Annotated in this window: 12 protein-coding genes; 10 read left to right on the plus strand and 2 right to left on the minus strand. The window is 69.2% G+C overall.

The annotated features are described in order from the left end of the window. Positions 1 to 97: 97 nt before the first annotated feature. A complete protein-coding gene (locus tag AB0M52_RS14135; RefSeq protein ID WP_363953166.1) occupies positions 98 to 271 on the plus strand; it encodes a hypothetical protein in 174 nt (57 codons plus the stop codon). A gap of 101 nt (positions 272 to 372) precedes the next feature. On the opposite strand, the gene AB0M52_RS14140 is transcribed toward AB0M52_RS14135, so the two are convergent. Beyond that, positions 373 to 1,902, minus strand: coding sequence for an alpha/beta hydrolase-fold protein (locus AB0M52_RS14140; RefSeq protein ID WP_363953168.1), 1,530 nt, complete (start codon positions 1,900 to 1,902; stop codon positions 373 to 375). A gap of 280 nt (positions 1,903 to 2,182) precedes the next feature. Here AB0M52_RS14140 and AB0M52_RS14145 point away from each other — a divergent pair, with 280 nt between their 5' ends. Further along, entirely contained in the window at positions 2,183 to 2,929 is a 747-nt protein-coding gene (locus AB0M52_RS14145) for an FCD domain-containing protein (RefSeq protein ID WP_363953170.1), read from the plus strand. Positions 2,930 to 2,996: 67 nt separating this feature from the next. Here AB0M52_RS14145 and AB0M52_RS14150 read toward each other — a convergent pair whose 3' ends face one another. After that, a complete protein-coding gene (locus AB0M52_RS14150) occupies positions 2,997 to 3,944 on the minus strand; it encodes an NADP-dependent oxidoreductase (protein WP_363953172.1) in 948 nt (315 codons plus the stop codon). 547 nt (positions 3,945 to 4,491) lie between these two features. Between AB0M52_RS14150 and AB0M52_RS14155 the strand changes: the two genes are divergently transcribed. From AB0M52_RS14155 to AB0M52_RS14190, 8 genes are all read left to right on the plus strand, one after another. Then, positions 4,492 to 5,478 (plus strand): LacI family DNA-binding transcriptional regulator, encoded by a 987-nt coding sequence (locus tag AB0M52_RS14155; protein ID WP_363953188.1) that lies wholly within the window; start codon positions 4,492 to 4,494, stop codon positions 5,476 to 5,478. A 193-nt stretch (positions 5,479 to 5,671) separates the two neighbouring features. Then, positions 5,672 to 5,938: a hypothetical protein gene (locus AB0M52_RS14160; protein ID WP_363953174.1), complete on the plus strand. Its 267-nt coding sequence runs from the start codon at positions 5,672 to 5,674 to the stop codon at positions 5,936 to 5,938. Positions 5,939 to 5,943: 5 nt separating this feature from the next. Then, positions 5,944 to 7,452 carry an L-arabinose isomerase gene (gene araA, locus AB0M52_RS14165; RefSeq protein ID WP_363953176.1) on the plus strand — a complete coding sequence of 503 codons (1,509 nt, stop codon included), beginning with the start codon at positions 5,944 to 5,946 and terminating at the stop codon, positions 7,450 to 7,452. A gap of 105 nt (positions 7,453 to 7,557) precedes the next feature. Further along, positions 7,558 to 8,856 carry a sugar ABC transporter substrate-binding protein gene (locus AB0M52_RS14170; RefSeq protein ID WP_363953178.1) on the plus strand — a complete coding sequence of 433 codons (1,299 nt, stop codon included), beginning with the start codon at positions 7,558 to 7,560 and terminating at the stop codon, positions 8,854 to 8,856. Between the two features lie 109 nt (positions 8,857 to 8,965). Beyond that, on the plus strand, positions 8,966 to 9,883 hold the full coding sequence (locus tag AB0M52_RS14175; protein WP_363953180.1) for a sugar ABC transporter permease: 918 nt from the start codon (positions 8,966 to 8,968) through the stop codon (positions 9,881 to 9,883). Positions 9,884 to 9,887: 4 nt separating this feature from the next. Further along, positions 9,888 to 10,802: a carbohydrate ABC transporter permease gene (locus tag AB0M52_RS14180; protein ID WP_363953182.1), complete on the plus strand. Its 915-nt coding sequence runs from the start codon at positions 9,888 to 9,890 to the stop codon at positions 10,800 to 10,802. Positions 10,803 to 10,804: 2 nt separating this feature from the next. After that, the gene (locus AB0M52_RS14185) at positions 10,805 to 12,727 is read left to right on the plus strand and encodes a beta-L-arabinofuranosidase domain-containing protein (RefSeq protein WP_363953184.1); all 1,923 of its coding nucleotides are present in this window, start codon (positions 10,805 to 10,807) and stop codon (positions 12,725 to 12,727) included. A 176-nt stretch (positions 12,728 to 12,903) separates the two neighbouring features. Beyond that, the gene (locus AB0M52_RS14190) at positions 12,904 to 17,640 is read left to right on the plus strand and encodes a discoidin domain-containing protein (RefSeq protein WP_363953186.1); all 4,737 of its coding nucleotides are present in this window, start codon (positions 12,904 to 12,906) and stop codon (positions 17,638 to 17,640) included. Positions 17,641 to 17,751 lie beyond the last annotated feature (111 nt).

Consider the following 17,751-nt stretch of genomic DNA (forward strand, 5'->3'; position numbering starts at 1 on the left):
CGACCGGGGCGGGTCGTTGGCCAGGTCGACGGCCAGCCGTACCGGGTCCGCGCCGTAAGGGTTGATGTGCACAATGCCATTACAGCAGGCTGTGGGCATGAGCGACAGTCATGGGCACGTCTGGCGGACCCGGTCCCGGCATCGGACGAGCGAGGGGACCCTGCACTACCAGTCCTGCCACTGCGGCCGGTGGCGGATCCGCGCCGGTCGAACGGCCGGAACCCTGGTCGAGACCGGGCCCTGCGACCCCGGGATCGCACCGGTTCATTGAGCCGATGATCAGGCGGGCCGGTGGGGCCTGACCAACAGCGGCCTGCGGTGGCACCCGTACCGGGCGGCGCCACCGCAGGCCGAGTGCGTCGGGGCAGCCGGTCAGCCCGCGGTCACCGGTGCGCTCTCCGACGCGTTGAACAGGTCGTCGCCCTGGTAGCGGGCGGTCACCGGCTGGTCGAGCTGGCCGTCGACCGTGCCCTTCAGCTCGGCGACGCCCTTGCGGATCGGCGCGGATCCCAGGTACTTGTCGCCCGAGTAGAAGTCGACCTTGCCGGACGGGGCCCGCTCGCCAACGGTCACCGACCCCACCTCGGCGGTCGCGTTGATGCGCGTGCGGTGCGAGTTCCCGGCTTGGGCGGTGTCGACGTCCAGGCTGGTGGTGGTCGTACGGAACGCCACGTTGCGGACGTAGTGGTTCAGCATCTGCCGCCAGACATCCCAGACGTGGACACCGTCGATGTTGTACTCGGTGACGTCGACGCCGGCCGCTCGCCAGTTCTCGGTCCGCGCGACCGAGTTCGGGGCGATGTTGGCCAGCCAGTCCTGGAGGCCGGTGCCCACGTGGATGCCGCCGGTCACCGCCCGCATCCGATCGACCTGCTCCTGCGTCGGCGTCACCGAACCGCCGGCCGCACCCCAGGCGGCGTGGTAGCCGACCAGGTCGGTGTTGTCGTACAGGAGGGTGATGGCACGGGCGCCACCCGCGGACAGCCCGCCGAAGGCGCGGTCCTCGGCACGGGTGGAGACGTGGTAGTTCTGCTCCACGAAGGGGATGACGTTGTCCCGCAGGTCGTTGACGTAGCCCTGGTTGCCGTCGGGAAGGCCGTTGAAGTCGGTGGAGACGATGACCATCGGCTGCGCCGCGCGATCCCGGATCGCATTCTCCAGGATCTCGTGGGCCACGCCCTCCATGGTCCAGTCGGTGGCGTTGCCACCCCCACCGTGGCTGAGGTACAGCGTCGGGTACGCGGTGGCGCGTGCCGGGTCGTAGCCGTGCGGCAGGTAGACGACGATGTCGTGCTTGCCCGGCGGGTTGGTCGACAGCGGGGAGTCGTACCGCCGCTGCTCCAGCGTTCCCGCCTTGTTACGGGCGACCGGCGCCTGGTAGCCGTTGTCATAGCTGGGGAAGCGCTTGCTGCTCGGGACGTAGACCCGGCTGAGCAGCGCACCCGGAGCGTCCGCGTGCGGCAGCACTTCGAGCGGGTTCGCCGGGTCGGGGTGGAGGGTGCAGCCGCTGGCCGTGGGGCTGGTGCAGTCGTGCGTGAAGGCGTACCGGAAGGTGCCGGAGGGCAGGGGCGTGGTGAACGTCCACACGCCGTCCGTCCCCTTCGCCATCGGCATCGAACGCCACGGGTCGGCCAGGATGTCGCCCGGCTGCCACTGCGCGCCGGTTCGGGCGTCGCCGCAACCCTGACAGGTGACCGTCTCCGCCCGGGAGAACCACCATTCGCCGTAGATCTGGACGGACTCGACGCCCGGAGGCGCCTGGTACCTGAAGGTGACCGAGTTTCCGGTCGGTGCCTGGTTGGTGTGCACGACCTTGGGCCCGAGATCCGAGGCCGGTGCCGCGGCGGCGGCGGGCGCCACGAGGGCTCCGGCGGCGACCGTCAGGCCGGCGACGAGCGACACTGCCAGCCCTCTGCCGGGCTGGCGGGTCGGCGATGGGTGAGGGTGCGCAACGGACATGTGCCTTCCCTTCATCTGGTGATGGGTCGGCCTGGACTGCCGGGGTGTGCTGCCTCGCCGACCGATGGGGGTGGTACCGAAGGCCCTCGGTGGACACGATGGTCACACAAAGGTAATACCTTTGTAAACGGATTGGTCACACCTTTTGGGATCGCCACCGGCTGGGGACGTCGGTGGATGCCGCACTACGCTCTCCACAGGACGGAGTGATCGGGGATCCTTGATGAGCGAGGCGGCTCGCGACGCGCCGCGGGCTTCGGCGCCGGTGCTGCACGACGCTGTGCTCGACGCCCTCGGGCTGGAGATCGCCAGCGGGCAGCACGCCCCCGGCACGGCGCTCACCCTGGAACAGCTGCAGCAGCGCTTCGGCGTCTCACGCACCGTGATGCGGGAGGCGATGCGGATCCTGGAGTCGCTGAACCTGGTTCATTCCCGCCGTCGGGTCGGGCTGGTGGTGCAGCCGATGCACCGGTGGCAGGTGCTCGACCCGCGGGTGATCCGCTGGCGCCTCGACGGTCCCGGGCGCGCCGACCAGCTGCGTACCCTCACCGAGCTGCGGGTTGCGGTCGAACCACTCGCCGCGGCCGCCGCTGCCCAGCACGCCACCGTCGCCGAGCGGGAGCGACTGCGTACGCTGGCCGCGCGGATGCGGCAACTCGGCGAGGCGGGTGAGCTCGACGCGTTCCTGCAGGCCGATGTCGAGTTCCACGCGCTGCTGCTACAGGCGTGCCTCAACGAGATGTTCACCGCGCTGACCAGCGTGATCGCCGAGGTGCTCGCCGGACGGACCGAGCACGGACTCATGCCGAAGCCACCCCGGCCCGTGGCGCTCGACCTTCATGAGCACGTCGCGCGCTGCGTCGCGGCGGGCGACGCCCGCGGCGCCGAGGTCGCCATGCGTGAGCTGGTCGAAGAGGTACGCGACGCGATCACCGCGGGATCGGGCAGCGCGGACGCGGTACCGACATAGGCCCGAGCCAGTCCTCGGGCGACGGCACGGCACGGCAGCCGTGGAAGGGACTCGCGCCGCCCGGTCGTCAGTCGCTGACCTTGACGACGATCTTGCCGCTGGTGTGCCGGTTGGCAAGGGTGTTCAAGCCGTCGGCGGCCTGCTCCAGCGGCACGATGGTGTCGATGTCGACCGTGAGGGTGCCGGCGAGCGCCTGCTCGGCGAGGGCGGACAACACCTCGCGGGTCGGCCTGGCCATGATGTTGGTACCGGTCAGGCCGGCGGCGCCGAGGGCGTCGTCGTTGACCGCGCCGAGCGAACTGGCCACCCGGCCGCCGCTGCGGAGCACCGACAGGGGGAGCTGGTCCGTGCTGCGGGCGACCAGGTCGATCAGGGCGTCGATGCCGTCGGGATAGGCGGCTCGAATCTGGTCGACCACCGGCGCGGTGGTGTAGTCGATGACGGTGGCCGCGCCGAGACCGGTCAACCGCTCGGTGTCGGCCGCGGTGCCGGTGGCCAGCACCGTGACTCCTCGCGAGGCCAGCATCTGGACGGCGAAAGAGCCGACGCCGCCGCTCGCGCCGACGACCAGCACGGTCTCTCTGGGCTGCGGCTTGACCGCGTCGACGGCGGCGCTGGCGGCGGCGCCGGCGAGGGGCAGCGCGGCGGCGGTGACGACATCGAGCCCGGCCGGCCGGGGTGAGACGGCGGCTGCGGGCAGCAGCGCGTCGTCGGCCAGGGTGCCGGCCTGGATCGGTGGTGCCAGCAGGACGTGCCCGAACACCTCCTGGCCAGGGGCCAGGTCGTCGACCCCCGGGCCGACGGCTTCCACGACGCCAGCTGCGTCGCGGCCCAGGATCAGGGGGTACGCGTGCGGCATCATCTGCGCCATCGTCCCGCTGGCGATGCTGGTGTCGATGGCGTTGAGGCCGGCGGCCTGGACCCGGACCAGCACCTGACCCTCGCCGGGTGCCGGAACCGGCAACTCGGCCAGCCGGGGCGGTTCACCAGCGGCCGGGACATGCAGAGCACGCATGACACTCCTTCACCCGGTGACGGCGGCAGCGGTGTGGCGCCGCGTAGCGGAAACGCTCTGCCTAAATAATCCCAGATTGCCGGCGATGCCGGGGTCTGATCTGGTGCGGCCGCAGCTCCGCAGAAGGTCCTTACCACACAAAGCCAGGCATTGCAGTCCCCAGTTCGTATGTTAGCGTTACCGGACGCATGAGCTGGAGGAGTTCAGTGGTCGAGTCGACCGTGAGGATGGCGTTGCGCTCTCGCCCGCCCCGCTCGGTCGCCGACGTCGGCAGCGACCGGACGACCACCACCGCCCGCCTGGCCCGCCGGACGGTATCAACGCTGGTAGGGTCCCGGCGGATGGGCGAGGTTCTCCCTCGTGCGATCGAGTTGGCCGCGTGCCGGAAGAACTACTTGACCCCGCTGGTGACGGCAGCGTTTTCGCTGGCCAAGGCGGGCGAGGCGAGTGCGGCGGCGGTGCGGGAAGGGCCCCAGGTCCTGGTCCGCCCGGGACGAGGGGAAGCATGATCGACGTGAGCGTGGCAAAGAGTCGGCGTTTGCCGGTCATGGGGGATGTCGCGCGGCTGGCGGGCGTGTCGCACATGACCGTGTCCCGCGTCCTCAACGAGCCCGAGTCGGTGCGTCCGGAAACCCGCGAGCGGGTCCTGCTGGCCATCAAGCAGCTCGGTTACCGACGTAACACCGCCGCGCGGAGCCTGGTCACCCGGCGTTCGCAGACGCTTGGCGTGGTCTGCTTCGACACCACGCTGTACGGGCCGGCTTCGATGCTCAACGGCATCGTGCAAGCCACCGAGGAAGCCGGGTACGCGGTCAGCGTGGCCAGCCTGCGTCGGCCCACCGCCGCGGCGGCGACCCAGGCGGTGCAGCGCCTGGTGCACCAGTCGGTGGAGGGACTCGTCCTGATCGCGCCGCAGGCCGCCGAGGCGATGGCTTTCGTCCGGGCGCTGCCCACCGACATCCCGGTGGTCGCCGTCGAGAACGCGCTGCCGAGTGTCACGAGTGTCTCGGTCGACCAGGTGCTGGGTGCCCGGATGGTCACCGAGTACCTGCTGTCCCTCGGCCACGAGACCGTTCACCACGTGCGGGGTCCGTCGGACTGGAGCGAGGCGAACGGGCGCGTCGACGGGTGGGTGGCCGCACTCGAGGAGAGCGGCCGGATGGTGCCTCGGGAACTCGTCGGTGACTGGAGCGCCAAGTCCGGCTACCTGGCCGGTCAGAAGCTGGCCCGGGATCGCCGGGCGACGGCGGTGTTCGCGGCGAACGACTCGATGGCCCTGGGCGTGCTGCGAGCGCTGCTCGACGCCGGAGTGCGGGTGCCGGAGGACGTCAGCGTGGTGGGCTTCGACGACATCCCCGAGGGAGCGTTCGTGACGCCGCCGCTGACCACCGTCAGCCAGCCGTTCCGCGAGGTCGGGCGGCGCAGCATCGAGTTCCTGCTGGGCGAGGTCGAGGGCGGCGAGGCGGGCGGCGTTTCGTCCGTTATCCCCCCTGAGCTGATAATTCGTAACAGTACGTCCAGCCGCCGCCCGTAGCACGTCCGCAGGGACTCCTACGCAACCTTCCGGAAACAATCTCTTCGCCAAGTCTTGACGGCGCTCTAGTTAACGCTAACATCGTGCGTGACTCCGCTCACAACAGCGCGGAATCCCTCTTTGGCCTCGCGCCCGCCTGCTTGGAGGAGCCACGATGCGGTCCCGCACTGTTATCGCTCACTCCCATCGATACGTGGTGGGTGTCGACTTTGGTGCGCTGCCGGGCAGGGCCGTCATGGTCCGCGTCTCCGATGGTGCGGTGGTTGGCTCCGCTGTCCACAAGTACGCGCATCGTGTCACGGGCGAGTTCCTGACCGCTACCGGTGAGCGACTGCCGCGCGTCGTGGATGCCGTCCACGCACCCGCGGCCGGCTCGGCGATCCCCACCGCGAACCGCAGCGGGTTCCACGGCCACCCGAACACGTACGGCCAGCCCGGCCGGCCCGTTGGAACGGAGTGACGCTCGTGTCGACATTGGACGAAACCGGAGAAATCTGGTTCCTGACGGGTAGCCAGGCGCTGTACGGCGAACAGGTGCTCGAACAGGTCGCGGCGCAGTCTCGTGAGGTGTGCCAGCTGGTCGCCAGCGGGCTGCGGTCGGGCCCGCGGGTGGTGTGGAAGCCAGTGCTCACGACCGCCGACGCAATCCGCCGGACCTGCCTGGACGCCACCGCGAACGATGCGGTGATCGGCGTCATCACCTGGATGCACACGTTCTCGCCGGCGAAGGCGTGGATCGCCGGCCTGTCCGCGCTCGGCAAGCCGATGCTGCACCTGCACACCCAGGCCAACCGGGCGCTGCCGTGGGCCGAGTTGGACATGGACTTCATGAACCTCAACCAGGCCGCGCACGGCGACCGTGAGTTCGGGTACGTGCAGTCGCGGCTGGGCGTGGCCCGCAAGACCGTCGCGGGTTTCGCTGGCGATCCGGCGGTGCAGGCCCGGATCGGCGACTGGGCCCGGGCGGCGACGGGCTGGCGGGCGGCCCGGTCGCTCCGGCTGGCCCGCTTCGGCGACAACATGCGTGATGTGGCCGTGACCGAGGGCGACAAGGTCGGTGCCCAGGCGACCCTGGGCGTCTCGGTCAACGGCTACGGGGTGAACGCCCTCGTCGCGGCCGTCGACGAGGTCGCGGACGCCGACGTGAACAAGCTCGTCGTCGAGTACGAGGAGCGCTACGACGTGGCAGCCGAGCTGCGTCGCGGCGGCGACCGGCACGACTCCCTGCGGTATGGCGCCCGGATCGAGATCGGGCTCCGCCAGTTCCTCGAAGCCGGTGGTTTCGACGCCTTCACCACGAACTTCGAGGACCTGGGCGGTCTGCGGCAACTCCCCGGCCTCGCCGTGCAGAACCTGATGGCCGACGGCTACGGGTTCGGTGGTGAGGGCGACTGGAAGACGGCGGCACTGCTGCGGATCATGAAGGTGATGGCCGGCGACGCGCCCGGCGGCACCTCCTTCATGGAGGACTACACCTACCACCTGGGGCCGGGCGAGCCGAAGATCCTCGGCGCGCACATGCTCGAGGTCTGCCCGAGCATCGCGGACGGCCGGCCAAGCCTCCAGATCCACCCGCTGTCGATCGGCGGTCGCGAAGACCCGGTCCGCCTGGTCTTCACCGCCGCGCCCGGCCCGGGTCTCGTCGTCGGCCTCGCGGATCTGGGTGGCCGGCTCCGCCTGACCGCCAACGAGATCGACCTGGTGGAGCCGGACGAGCCGCTGCCGCGGCTGCCGGTCGCCCGGGCGGTCTGGAAACCCCGCCCCGACCTTGCCACGTCGGCCGAGTGCTGGCTGCTCGCCGGCGGGCCGCACCACACCGTACTCAGCACCGCGGTCGGCCGGGAACCGCTCGCCGACTTCGCCGACATGGCGGGCGTCGAGCTGGCGATGATCGACGCCGCCTCCGACCAGCGCTCGTTCGCCAATCACATCCGCTGGAACAACGCCTACTACCGGCTGGCGCAGCGGCTGTAACGCCGCTCTCTCGCAGCAGAACCGAACCAACGACCGGAGAATCCTCGGCTCGCTGGGACCGCACAGCGGCTCCTGCGGAACGACGAACCCCTAGGAGAAGAAACCATGAGAAGAACCTTGGGCAGGCGCCCTGTACTGCGTTCGCTGGCCGGAGTCCTGGTGGCGACGCTGGCCCTCAGCGGAGCAGCGTGCGGCAGCGACGAACCGAGCGGTTCGAGCGCGGCCGAGGCCGGCCCCAACGGCATCGACGACGGCAGCGAGCTCACCCTGTGGACCCGCGCCCCGCTGGAGAAGCAGGCGAAGCTCCTCGTCGATGCCTACAACTCCAGCCACCAGAACAAGGTCAAGCTGACCGTCGTTCCCAACGACGACTACGTCGCGAAGGTCGGCGCGGCGGCCGGCTCGAACGGCCTTCCGGACCTCTTCGCCGCGGACATCGTCTACGTGCCGAACTGGGTGAGCCAGGGACTCTTCCAGGACCTCAGCTCGAACATCAACGGCCTCAGCTTCAAGGACACCATCAACAAGGGGCACCTGTCGGCCGGCACGGTTGACGGCAAGCCGCACGTGCTGCCGTTCGTGCTGGACCTGTCGATGCTGTTCTGGAACAAGGACCTGTTCCGGGAGGCCGGGCTGGACCCGGAGAAGGCCCCGGCGAACCTCGAGGAGTACGCCGCCGCCGCGAAGGCGGTCCAGGCGCTGAAGAAGGACGGCGTCTACGGCACGGCGGCCGGTCTGAACTGCGGCGGCTGCCTGGTCTTCACCTGGTTCCCGTCGATCTGGGCCAGCGGTGGTCAGGTGATGAGCCCGGACGGCACCGAGTCCAAGCTCGCCGACGAGACCGCCCAGAAGGTCTACAGCACCTGGGCCGACCTGTGGAAGTCCGGCGCCGTGCTGCCCTCCTCGGCGGGCGAGACCGGTCCGACCTGGACCGCCGGCTTCACCGAGGGCAAGGTCGGTCTGATGTTCTACCCGGCGACGCTGCTCTCCTCGACCCCGTTCGACGCCGGTGTCGCCGGCATCCCCGGCCCCAACGGCGGTGCCTCCACCTTCGTCGGTGGCGACGGCATCGGTGTCTCGAAGGACTCGAAGAAGGCGGCGCAGGCCTGGAACTTCCTCAGCTGGATGATGTCCGAGGACGCCCAGGTCGAGGTGCTGGCGAAGAACAAGGACGTGGTGTCGCGTTCCGACCTCGCGAACAACAAGTACGCCGCCGAGGACCCGCGACTGGTCACCATCAACGAGGTGGCCGGCAAGGGTGACACCCCGGTCGCGCTGAACTTCCAGCAGGCGTTCAACGCCCCGAACAGCCCGTGGCTGACCCTCATCCGCAACCAGGTGCTCAACGGTAGCGGCGACCTGCAGAAGGACAACGGCGAGATCACCGCCGTGCTCAAGCAGTAGCTCCACCGCCGCAGGCGTGTGCCGACCGACCGGTTATCGGGCCGGCACACGCCTGCGGCGACCGGATGCGTCAACGACCAGCCCGCCGCCGAACGAACGAGAGGTTCCCATGGAAGTCACCGCACCGTCTCGCCCGCCAGGTGCGGCGAAACGGGGCCGCGCCCGTCCCCGTGGCCGTCAGGCCCTGCTCGGCTGGCTGTACGCGACGCCGACGGCGGTCTTCGTGGTGGCGCTGTTCGCTCTTCCGCTGCTGCTCGTCATCAAGATGTCGGTGTCGAAGTGGCCGCTGCTCACCGGCGACCAGGGAATCAACGCTCCTGACAACTTCGTGAAGGCGATCGACCACCGCTTCTTCACCGACTCGGTGGTGTTCACCATCAAGTACACCGTGCTGGCGACCGTACTGCTGCTGGCCCTGGGGTTGGGGCTGGCGCTGCTGGTGCAGGAGTCGAGCCGGTGGAACAACCTGCTCCGTGCGTCGTTCCTGATTCCCAGCGCCCTCGGGTTGGCCTCGGCGTCCCTGTTGTTCTACGTGCTCTACTCGCCGTACGCGAGCCCGCTGGCACCCGTGATGGACCACCTCGGCATCACCTTCCTCGGTTCACCGAACGCGGCGCTCTTCTCGACGACCTTCCTCATCGTGTGGCGCTACGCCGGCTTCTACATGGTGCTCATGCTCGTCGGCCTGCAGGGCATCCCGGCGGACGTGTACGAAGCCGCCCGCTCGGACGGCGCCAGCCGTTGGCAGACCTTCCGGAAGGTCACCCTGCCGCTGCTGCGCCCGACGCTGGCACTGACGACCGTGCTCTGCGTGACCGGCTCCCTGCTCGCCTTCGAGCAGTTCTACATCCTCACCAAGGGCGGCCCGGACAACAGCACGATCACCGTCGTCCAGCTCATCTACATGGTGGCTTTCCAAGGCCAGAACGACCTCGGCGTGGCGGCGGCCCTCTCGGTCATCGTGCTGGTGGCCCTGGTCCTCATCAACGCGCTGCAACTGCGCGCCTTCCGGTCCGAGGAGAGCTGACGCGATGGCCATCGATTCCACGTCCACCCCGACCGCCGGCGGCTCGGCTCCGCCACCCGCCGCGGCCCCGGCCGGCTCGAAGAAGTCGGACGGAGTCACCATCGCCGGCATCGCGCTGCGCACGCCGTACTGGGTGTTCACCGGAGCGGTGGGGTTGATCTTCCTGGCTCCGCTCCTCTGGACGGCGGTCGCCTCGGTCTCCCCGCAGGCCGGCACGAACCAGGTGGACGGCTGGGGGTTCGGCAACTACGAGACGTTGGGCAGCTATCAGGCCGGCGTCTGGCGATACCTTGCGAACTCGGCGTTCGTGTCGCTGCTCACCGTCGCCCTGACGCTGGGGATCTCCTTCCTTGGCGGTTACGCGTTCGCCCGGTTCAAGTTTCCCGGCAAGAACATCCTGTTCCTGGTCACGCTCGCCATTCTCATGGTCCCGTACGCGACGTTGCTGATCCCGCTCTACGTGCTGCTCAACCAGGTGGGGCTGCAGAACTCTCTGGTCGGGGTGGCGCTCGTACTCGCGATGTTCCAGTTGCCCTTCGCCACCTTCCTGATGCGCATCTCGTTCGAAGCGGTGCCGCGCCAACTCGACGAGGCCGCGATGGTCGACGGATGCTCGTCGTTCGGCGCGCTCTGGCGGGTGCTGTTGCCGGCGGTGAAGCCGGGCCTGATCACCGTCGGGTTGTTCGCGTTCCTCGCCGCCTGGAACGACTTCATGGCGCCGCTGATCCTCATCAACGACTCCGAGCGGATGACCCTGCCGCTCGCCGTGTCCAACCTGCGCGGCCAGGTCCAAGGTGTTGTCGACTACGGGGCCACCGAAGCGGGCGTCGTCGTTCTCGCCCTACCGTGCATCGTCCTGTTCCTACTGCTTCAACGTCACTACGTGCGCGGCTTCATGTCCGGCGCGCTGAAAGGATGAGCATGAGCGGCACCGCACCTACGGTCGCGCCGGTCCTGCCGACCCGTGGCCAACTCCGGCCGCTCGGGTTGGACGAAATTCGGATCACGGGGGGTTTCTGGGCCGAGCGGCAGGCGGTCAACGCTCTCGCGACCCTTGAGCACATCGAGTACTGGCTTGAGCGTGAGGGCTGGATCCGGAACTTCGACCTGGCCGTGCAGGGCGACCTCGCCCGCGAGCGCCGCGGACGCGAGTTCTCCGACTCGGAGATCTACAAGTTCCTCGAAGCGATGGCGTGGGAGATCGGCCGGACCGACGACCCGGAACTCGAGTCGAGGTTCCGCGCCGTGGTGCGGCGGGTGGCTGCGGCACAGGAGCCCGACGGCTACCTGAACACCAAGTTCGGTCGGCGCGGACAGGCACCGCGCTGGTCCGACCTCGAGTGGGGCCATGAGCTCTACTGCATCGGTCATCTGCTGCAGGCCGCGGTGGCCCGCGCCCGGACCCGTCCGGGCGCGGACGACGGGCTGGTCGAGGTCGCCCGCCGGGCCGCCGACAACGTCTGCGACACGTTCGGACCCGACGGCGTCGACGGGCTCTGCGGGCACGCGGAGATCGAGCCCGCGCTGGTGGAGTTCGCCCGGGTCACCGGTGACGACCGCTACCTGGCCCAGGCCGCTCTCTTCGTCGACCGGCGGGGCCACGGCCGGCTCAGCGATGTGGAATTCGGTCGGGAGTACTTCCAGGACGAGACGCCGGTCCGGCAGGCGACGGTGCTGCGTGGGCACGCGGTCCGGGCGAACTACCTCGCCGCCGGCGTCGTCGACGTCGCGGTCGACCTGAAGGACGCCAGCCTGCTGGAGGCGGCCCGCAACCAGTGGAAGAACGCGGTGGCGCGGCGTACCTACGTCACGGGAGGGCAGGGCTCCCGCCACCAGGATGAGGCGTTCGGCGCGGACTTCGTGCTGCCCCCCGACCGCGCCTACTCGGAGACCTGTGCCGGGATCGGCTCGGTGATGCTGGCCTGGCGGCTGCTGCTCGCCGACGGCGACCCGCGGTACGCCGACCTCATCGAGCGGACGCTCTTCAACGTCGTGTCGACCTCACCGTCGACCGACGGCCGGAGCTTCTTCTACACCAACACCCTGCACCGCCGTGAGCTCGGCACCGTTCCCGACGCCGACCGGCCCAGCCTGCGCGCGGCGGCCTCGCTGCGGGCACCCTGGTTCGAGGTCTCCTGCTGCCCGACCAATGTGGCCCGCACCCTGGCCAGTCTGGCGGCGTACGTCGCGACCTCCGACGACGAGGGTCTCCAGCTGCACCAGTACCTGCCCGGCACGGTCGAGCACCGCCTCGCCGACGGGCGTGAGCTGTGCGTGACCGTCGCGACCGACTACCCCCACGACGACGAGATCCGGGTGCGGATCGACAGCGACGACGAACGCCCCTGGGCGCTGTCGTTGCGGGTGCCCGGTTGGGCGGCCCAGGGCGCGACGCTGACCGTCGACGGCGACACCCGGCCGGTCGGCCCGGGCGTGGTCACCGAGCGGCGGACGTGGCGGCGCGGCGACGAGGTCGTCCTGTCGCTGCCGATGGCGCCCCGGTTCAGCTACCCGGACGCGCGCATCGACGCGGTCCGCGGCTGTGTCGCCGTGGAGCGCGGTCCGCTCGTGTTCGCCCTGGAGTCCGTGGACGTCCCGGGCATCGAGACCGTCGACGAGCTTTGCGTCGACACCAGCCAGCCGCCCCGCCTGGTCGACGGCCGGGTCATCGTGCGCTGCCGGCGCGGGCGTCCGCACGACCACGACTGGCCGTACCGGACCGACTCGGCCGAGTCGGCACCTGTTGCGGGGGAGCAGCTCGACGAGGTGCCGCTGGTGGCGTACCACGCGTGGGCCAACCGCGGGCCGTCAACGATGCGCGTCTGGCTGCCCACTACCGACTGATCACCCGAAATGGACTGGAGGGCGTGCTTGATGTTAACGCTCACGTCGGCGACCGGAATGTCCGGCGCGCCCTCCAGGGACGACAGCCACATGCCGCTCGAAATCACCACCAAGGTGCGGTGCCGGTGACGCCGCCGTCGTCGTCGAGCCGTACCGATTACAAGGAGGAAAGAAAGATGAGCCGTAGACGCGTGAGAAGGGCGCCCCTCTGGGCCGCCCTGGCCGCGCTAGTGGTGGGAGGAGTCGGCGTACCGTCCCCGGCCCACGCCGCCAGCCCGATCCTGCCCGGCAACGAGGGTGACGTGGGTGTCTACACCAACGGGCAGAACCACGTCATGGAAATCGGCGACCCGGTCTACAGCAACGTCGGCGACGTCGCCGACCAGCTCCGGCCCGGTGTGCCGTTCAGCGCGGGGAACATGCACCAGTCGATCTTCGAGAAGGACCTGGCCGCCGGCGGCACGGACTACTACCTCGACCGGATTCTGGGCGTCCGCGGAACCCTCGGGTCAGCGGTGCTGATGACCCGAGGCCGCTCCCTGTACATGCGCGGTGCGAGCAACAACAACTTCACCATCATGGGCTTCGCCGGCAGCGCGTACGTCGGTGGCCCGAACAACCTCGGCAACCTGTACACGGTCACCGTGCCCGGGCAGACCGTCAGCGAGGTCAACGCCAACCGGTTCAACGCGCCGAGCCACGCCAAGAGCCGCTACACGATCGGCACCACCGGTGTCTCCGCCGATCTGACCAAGTTCATGACCTACGACAACGTCGCGGTCACCGCCATCGACTTCACCAACCCGGGCAGCGAGGCGGCGACCTTCACGGTCCGCGCCGCGTCGCCGCTGGCCACCCAGGCCGGACCGGGCACGAACTCGCTCACCGGCAGCCGCAACATCACCAGCGGCTCCAACAACGGGCTCGTCGACACCGCGTGGGACTCGATCAAGATCGACCTCAGCGGTGCCGGCTTCACCCGTACCGGCAGCAACCTCGACCGCGAGATCACCGTGCCCGCCGGCGGCTCGGTGTCGCTGTCCGTCGTCGGTGCCGTCTCCTCGGCCACCCTGCCGAAGACGGTGGAGAGCTACCAGGAGTACGCCGGCAAGTCGCCGGCCGAGGCCGTGCGCACCGGCATCACCGAGTTCAACCGCCGCTGGGCGCAGGACGTCCCGTACATCAACGTGCCGGACCCCGCGCTGGAGAAGGCGATCGTCTACCGCTGGTGGGGCGAGCGTTACAACAGCCTCGACGCCAACGCGTCCGGCCACGTCTACCAGTACCCGACGACGATCGAGGGGGTGAACCTCTACCAGAACGCCGTCGCGCTGACCCAGCCGATGCACCTGCAGGACACCAAGTGGCTGCGTACGCCGTACCTGCCGTACGGCCAGATCCTCAACATCGGTGAACTGTCCGGCTCCTCGGCGTTCCTGGACAGCCCCGGTCACACGAGCTGGAACAACCACTACTCGCAGTACATCGGCACCGCCGGGCTCGAGGCCTACAACGTGCACGGTGGTGGCAAGGACATCGCCCGCAAGTTCGCCAAGTACTTCGAGGGCGACGGCGTCGGTCAGCTTGAGCACTACGACGGCAACAACGACAAGCTGATCGCCTACGACACCAACTACATGCCGGGCAACGACGCCGACGCGATCACCTTCGGCTACCCGAAGAGCAACGCCGGCGCACCCGGCGCGCGGACGATCGAGCGTCCGGAGTCGGCGTACGTGTGGGGCGCGTTCGACGCGGCCCGGCAGCTCTACCAGATCTCCGACGCGGACCAGGCCAAGGTCAACGAGATGGGGACCAAGGCCGACGAGGTCCGCGACGCGATCCTCAACCGGCTGTGGAGCCCGGACATGCGGATGTTCCTGGCCGGCACGTCGCACGGCGCCACCAGCGCGGCCAGCTCCAACGGCCGGAACAACCCGCTGCCCGCCTCGGCTCGTAACCTGATCCCGGCCAAGGAGTCGAACCTCTACGACGTCTACGCCGAGAACCTCATCCCGACCGACCAGTGGCAGAAGTACGTCGACGGTTTCCGCTTCCTGACCTACGGCGACAACTTCCCGATCTTCCCGTTCTACACCGCCAACCAGTACGACCGGGCGGCCTACGGGATCGGCGGCTCGAACAACTTCTCCAACATCAACTTCACCGTGCAGTACCGCGGTGTCCGGTCGGCGCTGCGCCACTACGACCCGGAGCAGAAGTACGTCACCCCGGCCTACGCCAAGCGGCTGCTGGACTGGATGGCGTGGAGCATCTACCCGGGTGCGGACCTGCGCGTGGCGAACCAGGCGGAGTACTACTCCAACTGGAACGCGACCGCGAAGACCTACAACCGCAACAACCCGAACCACATCATGCTCGGCAACATGAACTACATCTTCATCGAGGACATGGCGGGCATCCAGCCGCGTTCCGATGACAAGATCGAGCTGTGGCCGATCAAGTTCGGCTACGACCACTTCATGGCCAACAACCTGCGCTACCACGGGCAGGACGTGACCATCGTGTGGGACCCGGACGGCAGCAAGTACGGCCTGGGCACCGGCTACAGCCTGTTCCTGAACGGTGAGAAGAAGGTCAGCACCGACAAGCTCGGCAAGCTCACCTACGACCCGAACACCAACCAGGTCCAGGCCGAGGACGGTCTGACCGTCACCTTCACCGCGGCGACCGGAAGCACCTTCCCGAGCGCGGTGAACACCCAGATCGAGGACAACCGCGTCGTCGACTACCTCAAGACGGCCGGCATCGACCTCACCGAGGACGCGCCGAACCTGGCGAAGGGCGCCACCCTCAGCTCGTCGTACACCCAGCAGGGCGTGCGGCCGACGCCGTGGCGGCAGTTCCACACGCCGGGCTGGAGCACCACCTCGATGAACTACACGCCGGGCGCGATCAAGGAAACCGAGCGGCCGGTGTCGCTGGCCGCCGTGACCGACGGCGTCACCGCCAACGAGCCGTACTGGGGCAACTACGGTACGACCGACCGCAACGGCTACATCGAGCTCGACCTGGGCTCGGCGAAGTCCTTCGACAACGTGAAGGTGACCTTCGTCAGCGACCGTCAGGCCGGCGGCTACCGCGAGCCGGCCCGCTGGTGGGTCCAGGTGCCCAACGGCAGCGGTGGCTGGAAGGAGGTGCCGGGCCAGTTCAAGAGCCCGACCGTCCCGTCGGCGAAGTTCAACGAAGCCCTCTTCGGCAGCGTGACCTCGGACAAGGTGCGGATCGCCTTCACCAACAACCCGACCTACTTCACCGCGATCTCCGAGATCCAGGTGTTCGACTCGGGGCGTGACGTGCCGGAGGTCTCGAACCAGGCACCGGTCGTCACCGCCACGCGGGACGGCTCGGCGGACGGCAACCTGTCCACCCGCCTGGTCGGCACGGCGACCGACGACGGCATCCCGTACGACAGCGAGCTCACCTTCGGCTGGGAGACCGTCTCGACGCCGCAGGGCGCGGGCGTCATCTTCTCCGACTCGAAGGCCCTCGCGACCCGGGTGACCGGCACGGTCGCCGGTGACTACGTGTTCCGGTTCTTCGCCAACGACGGGGAGAAGCGGTCCGAGGCGACCGTCTCGGTGACCCTCGCCAAGCGGGAGGTCTCCGCGGAGTTCGGCTCCTCGGCGACGATCAGCACCAGCGGCACCGCGTCGTGGGAGAACCACTCGCGGGTCAACGAGAGCACCACCCCGAACAACTCGAACCCGGGTGCCGGCAACGGCTGGGGCAACTGGGGCCAGCCGGCCAACGGCACCAGCGTCGCGAACGCGGCGTGGATCCAGTACCGGTGGACCGCGCCGGTGCGGCTCTCCTCGACCGACATCTACTGGTACGACGACAACGGTGGCACCCGCCGGCCGACGGCCACCACCTACGCCATCGAGAGCTCCACGAATGGCACCACCTGGACGCCGGTCACCCTCACCGGTGGGTCGACGTACGCCGGTGGGCTGGCCACCAACAGCTACAACAAGTTCAACTTCGAACCGATCACGACCAGCTACCTGCGCATCCGCATCTGGGGCGTGCAGGGCAGCGGTGCGGGCACGGGCGTGCTGCGCTGGCGCGCCAACGGCGAGACCGTCGACTCGGTGCGCTCGCCGGTGCTGATCCGTACCGGTGTGGGCCAGGTGCCGACCCTGCCGAGCACGCTCGACGCGGTCTACGCCAGTGGCGCTCGCGGCAACGTCGCGTTCAACTGGCAGACGATCACGCCCGAGATGGTCGCGGAGACCAACGTCGACCCGTTCGTGGTCTACGGCACGAACGACGCGTACGGCCTGATCGCCGAGGCTCGCGTGTACGTGCGGCCGGAGATGTCCACCGGCGGCATCTCGATCCAGGGCGCCGAGTCCTTCGAGCAGAAGGTCGAGGTGGGCGAGCTGCCCTACCTGCCCAACAAGATCGAGGTCTCCTACAACGACGGTTCCCGGGACAACCAGGCCATCGGCGTCAACTGGAGGTTCGACCCGAACATCGTCAACACCGAGGGTCGCTACACCATCATCGGTGACCTGATCCTGCCCGACTACGTCAGCGAGGCCGGCGCCACGCGGACCACGCTGACCCTCACCGTCGGTAACCCCCCGGCGGTCCCGACCTGGGACGTCGAGGTGCAGGCGCGCACCCAGTGCACCGGCGCCAACGTGTACGTCTCGGTCAACGCGCGCAACGCGGAGGACGTGCCGCTCACCATCGAGCTGGTCACGCCGTACGGGTCGCGCAAGGTGGCCGACCTGGCCCCCGGCAAGTCCGCCTTCCAGGCGTTCAACACCCGGGCCAAGACGGTGCAGGCCGGAACCGCGACGGTGAAGGTCACCGGAACGTTCAACGGCGAACCGACGACCATCGAGATCCCGGCGCCGTTCGGCGCGCTCAGCTGCGGCTGACCCCTTGTGGTGGCGGGGGGGGGGGGCGGGGCGGCCGCGCCCCCCCCCCCCCCCCCCCCCCCCGGGGGGGCCCCCCCCCCCCCCCCACACCCGGGGCGGGGGGGGCCCCCC

The organism is Micromonospora sp. NPDC051296 (genome assembly GCF_040682255.1).
Classification (GTDB): Bacteria; Actinomycetota; Actinomycetes; order Mycobacteriales; family Micromonosporaceae; genus Micromonospora; species Micromonospora craterilacus.

What these genes read in the sequence shown, in the direction of transcription:
- AB0M52_RS14180 (WP_363953182.1), top strand. Translation starts at nt 9,888, where the DNA reads ATGGCCATCGATTCCACGTCCACCCCGACCGCCGGCGGCTCGGCTCCG.
- AB0M52_RS14170 (WP_363953178.1), top strand. Translation starts at nt 7,558, where the DNA reads ATGAGAAGAACCTTGGGCAGGCGCCCTGTACTGCGTTCGCTGGCCGGA.
- AB0M52_RS14150 (WP_363953172.1), bottom strand. Translation starts at nt 3,944, where the DNA reads ATGCGTGCTCTGCATGTCCCGGCCGCTGGTGAACCGCCCCGGCTGGCC.
- AB0M52_RS14135 (WP_363953166.1), top strand. Translation starts at nt 98, where the DNA reads ATGAGCGACAGTCATGGGCACGTCTGGCGGACCCGGTCCCGGCATCGG.
- AB0M52_RS14155 (WP_363953188.1), top strand. Translation starts at nt 4,492, where the DNA reads ATGGGGGATGTCGCGCGGCTGGCGGGCGTGTCGCACATGACCGTGTCC.
- AB0M52_RS14185 (WP_363953184.1), top strand. Translation starts at nt 10,805, where the DNA reads ATGAGCGGCACCGCACCTACGGTCGCGCCGGTCCTGCCGACCCGTGGC.
- AB0M52_RS14145 (WP_363953170.1), top strand. Translation starts at nt 2,183, where the DNA reads ATGAGCGAGGCGGCTCGCGACGCGCCGCGGGCTTCGGCGCCGGTGCTG.
- AB0M52_RS14190 (WP_363953186.1), top strand. Translation starts at nt 12,904, where the DNA reads ATGAGCCGTAGACGCGTGAGAAGGGCGCCCCTCTGGGCCGCCCTGGCC.
- AB0M52_RS14175 (WP_363953180.1), top strand. Translation starts at nt 8,966, where the DNA reads ATGGAAGTCACCGCACCGTCTCGCCCGCCAGGTGCGGCGAAACGGGGC.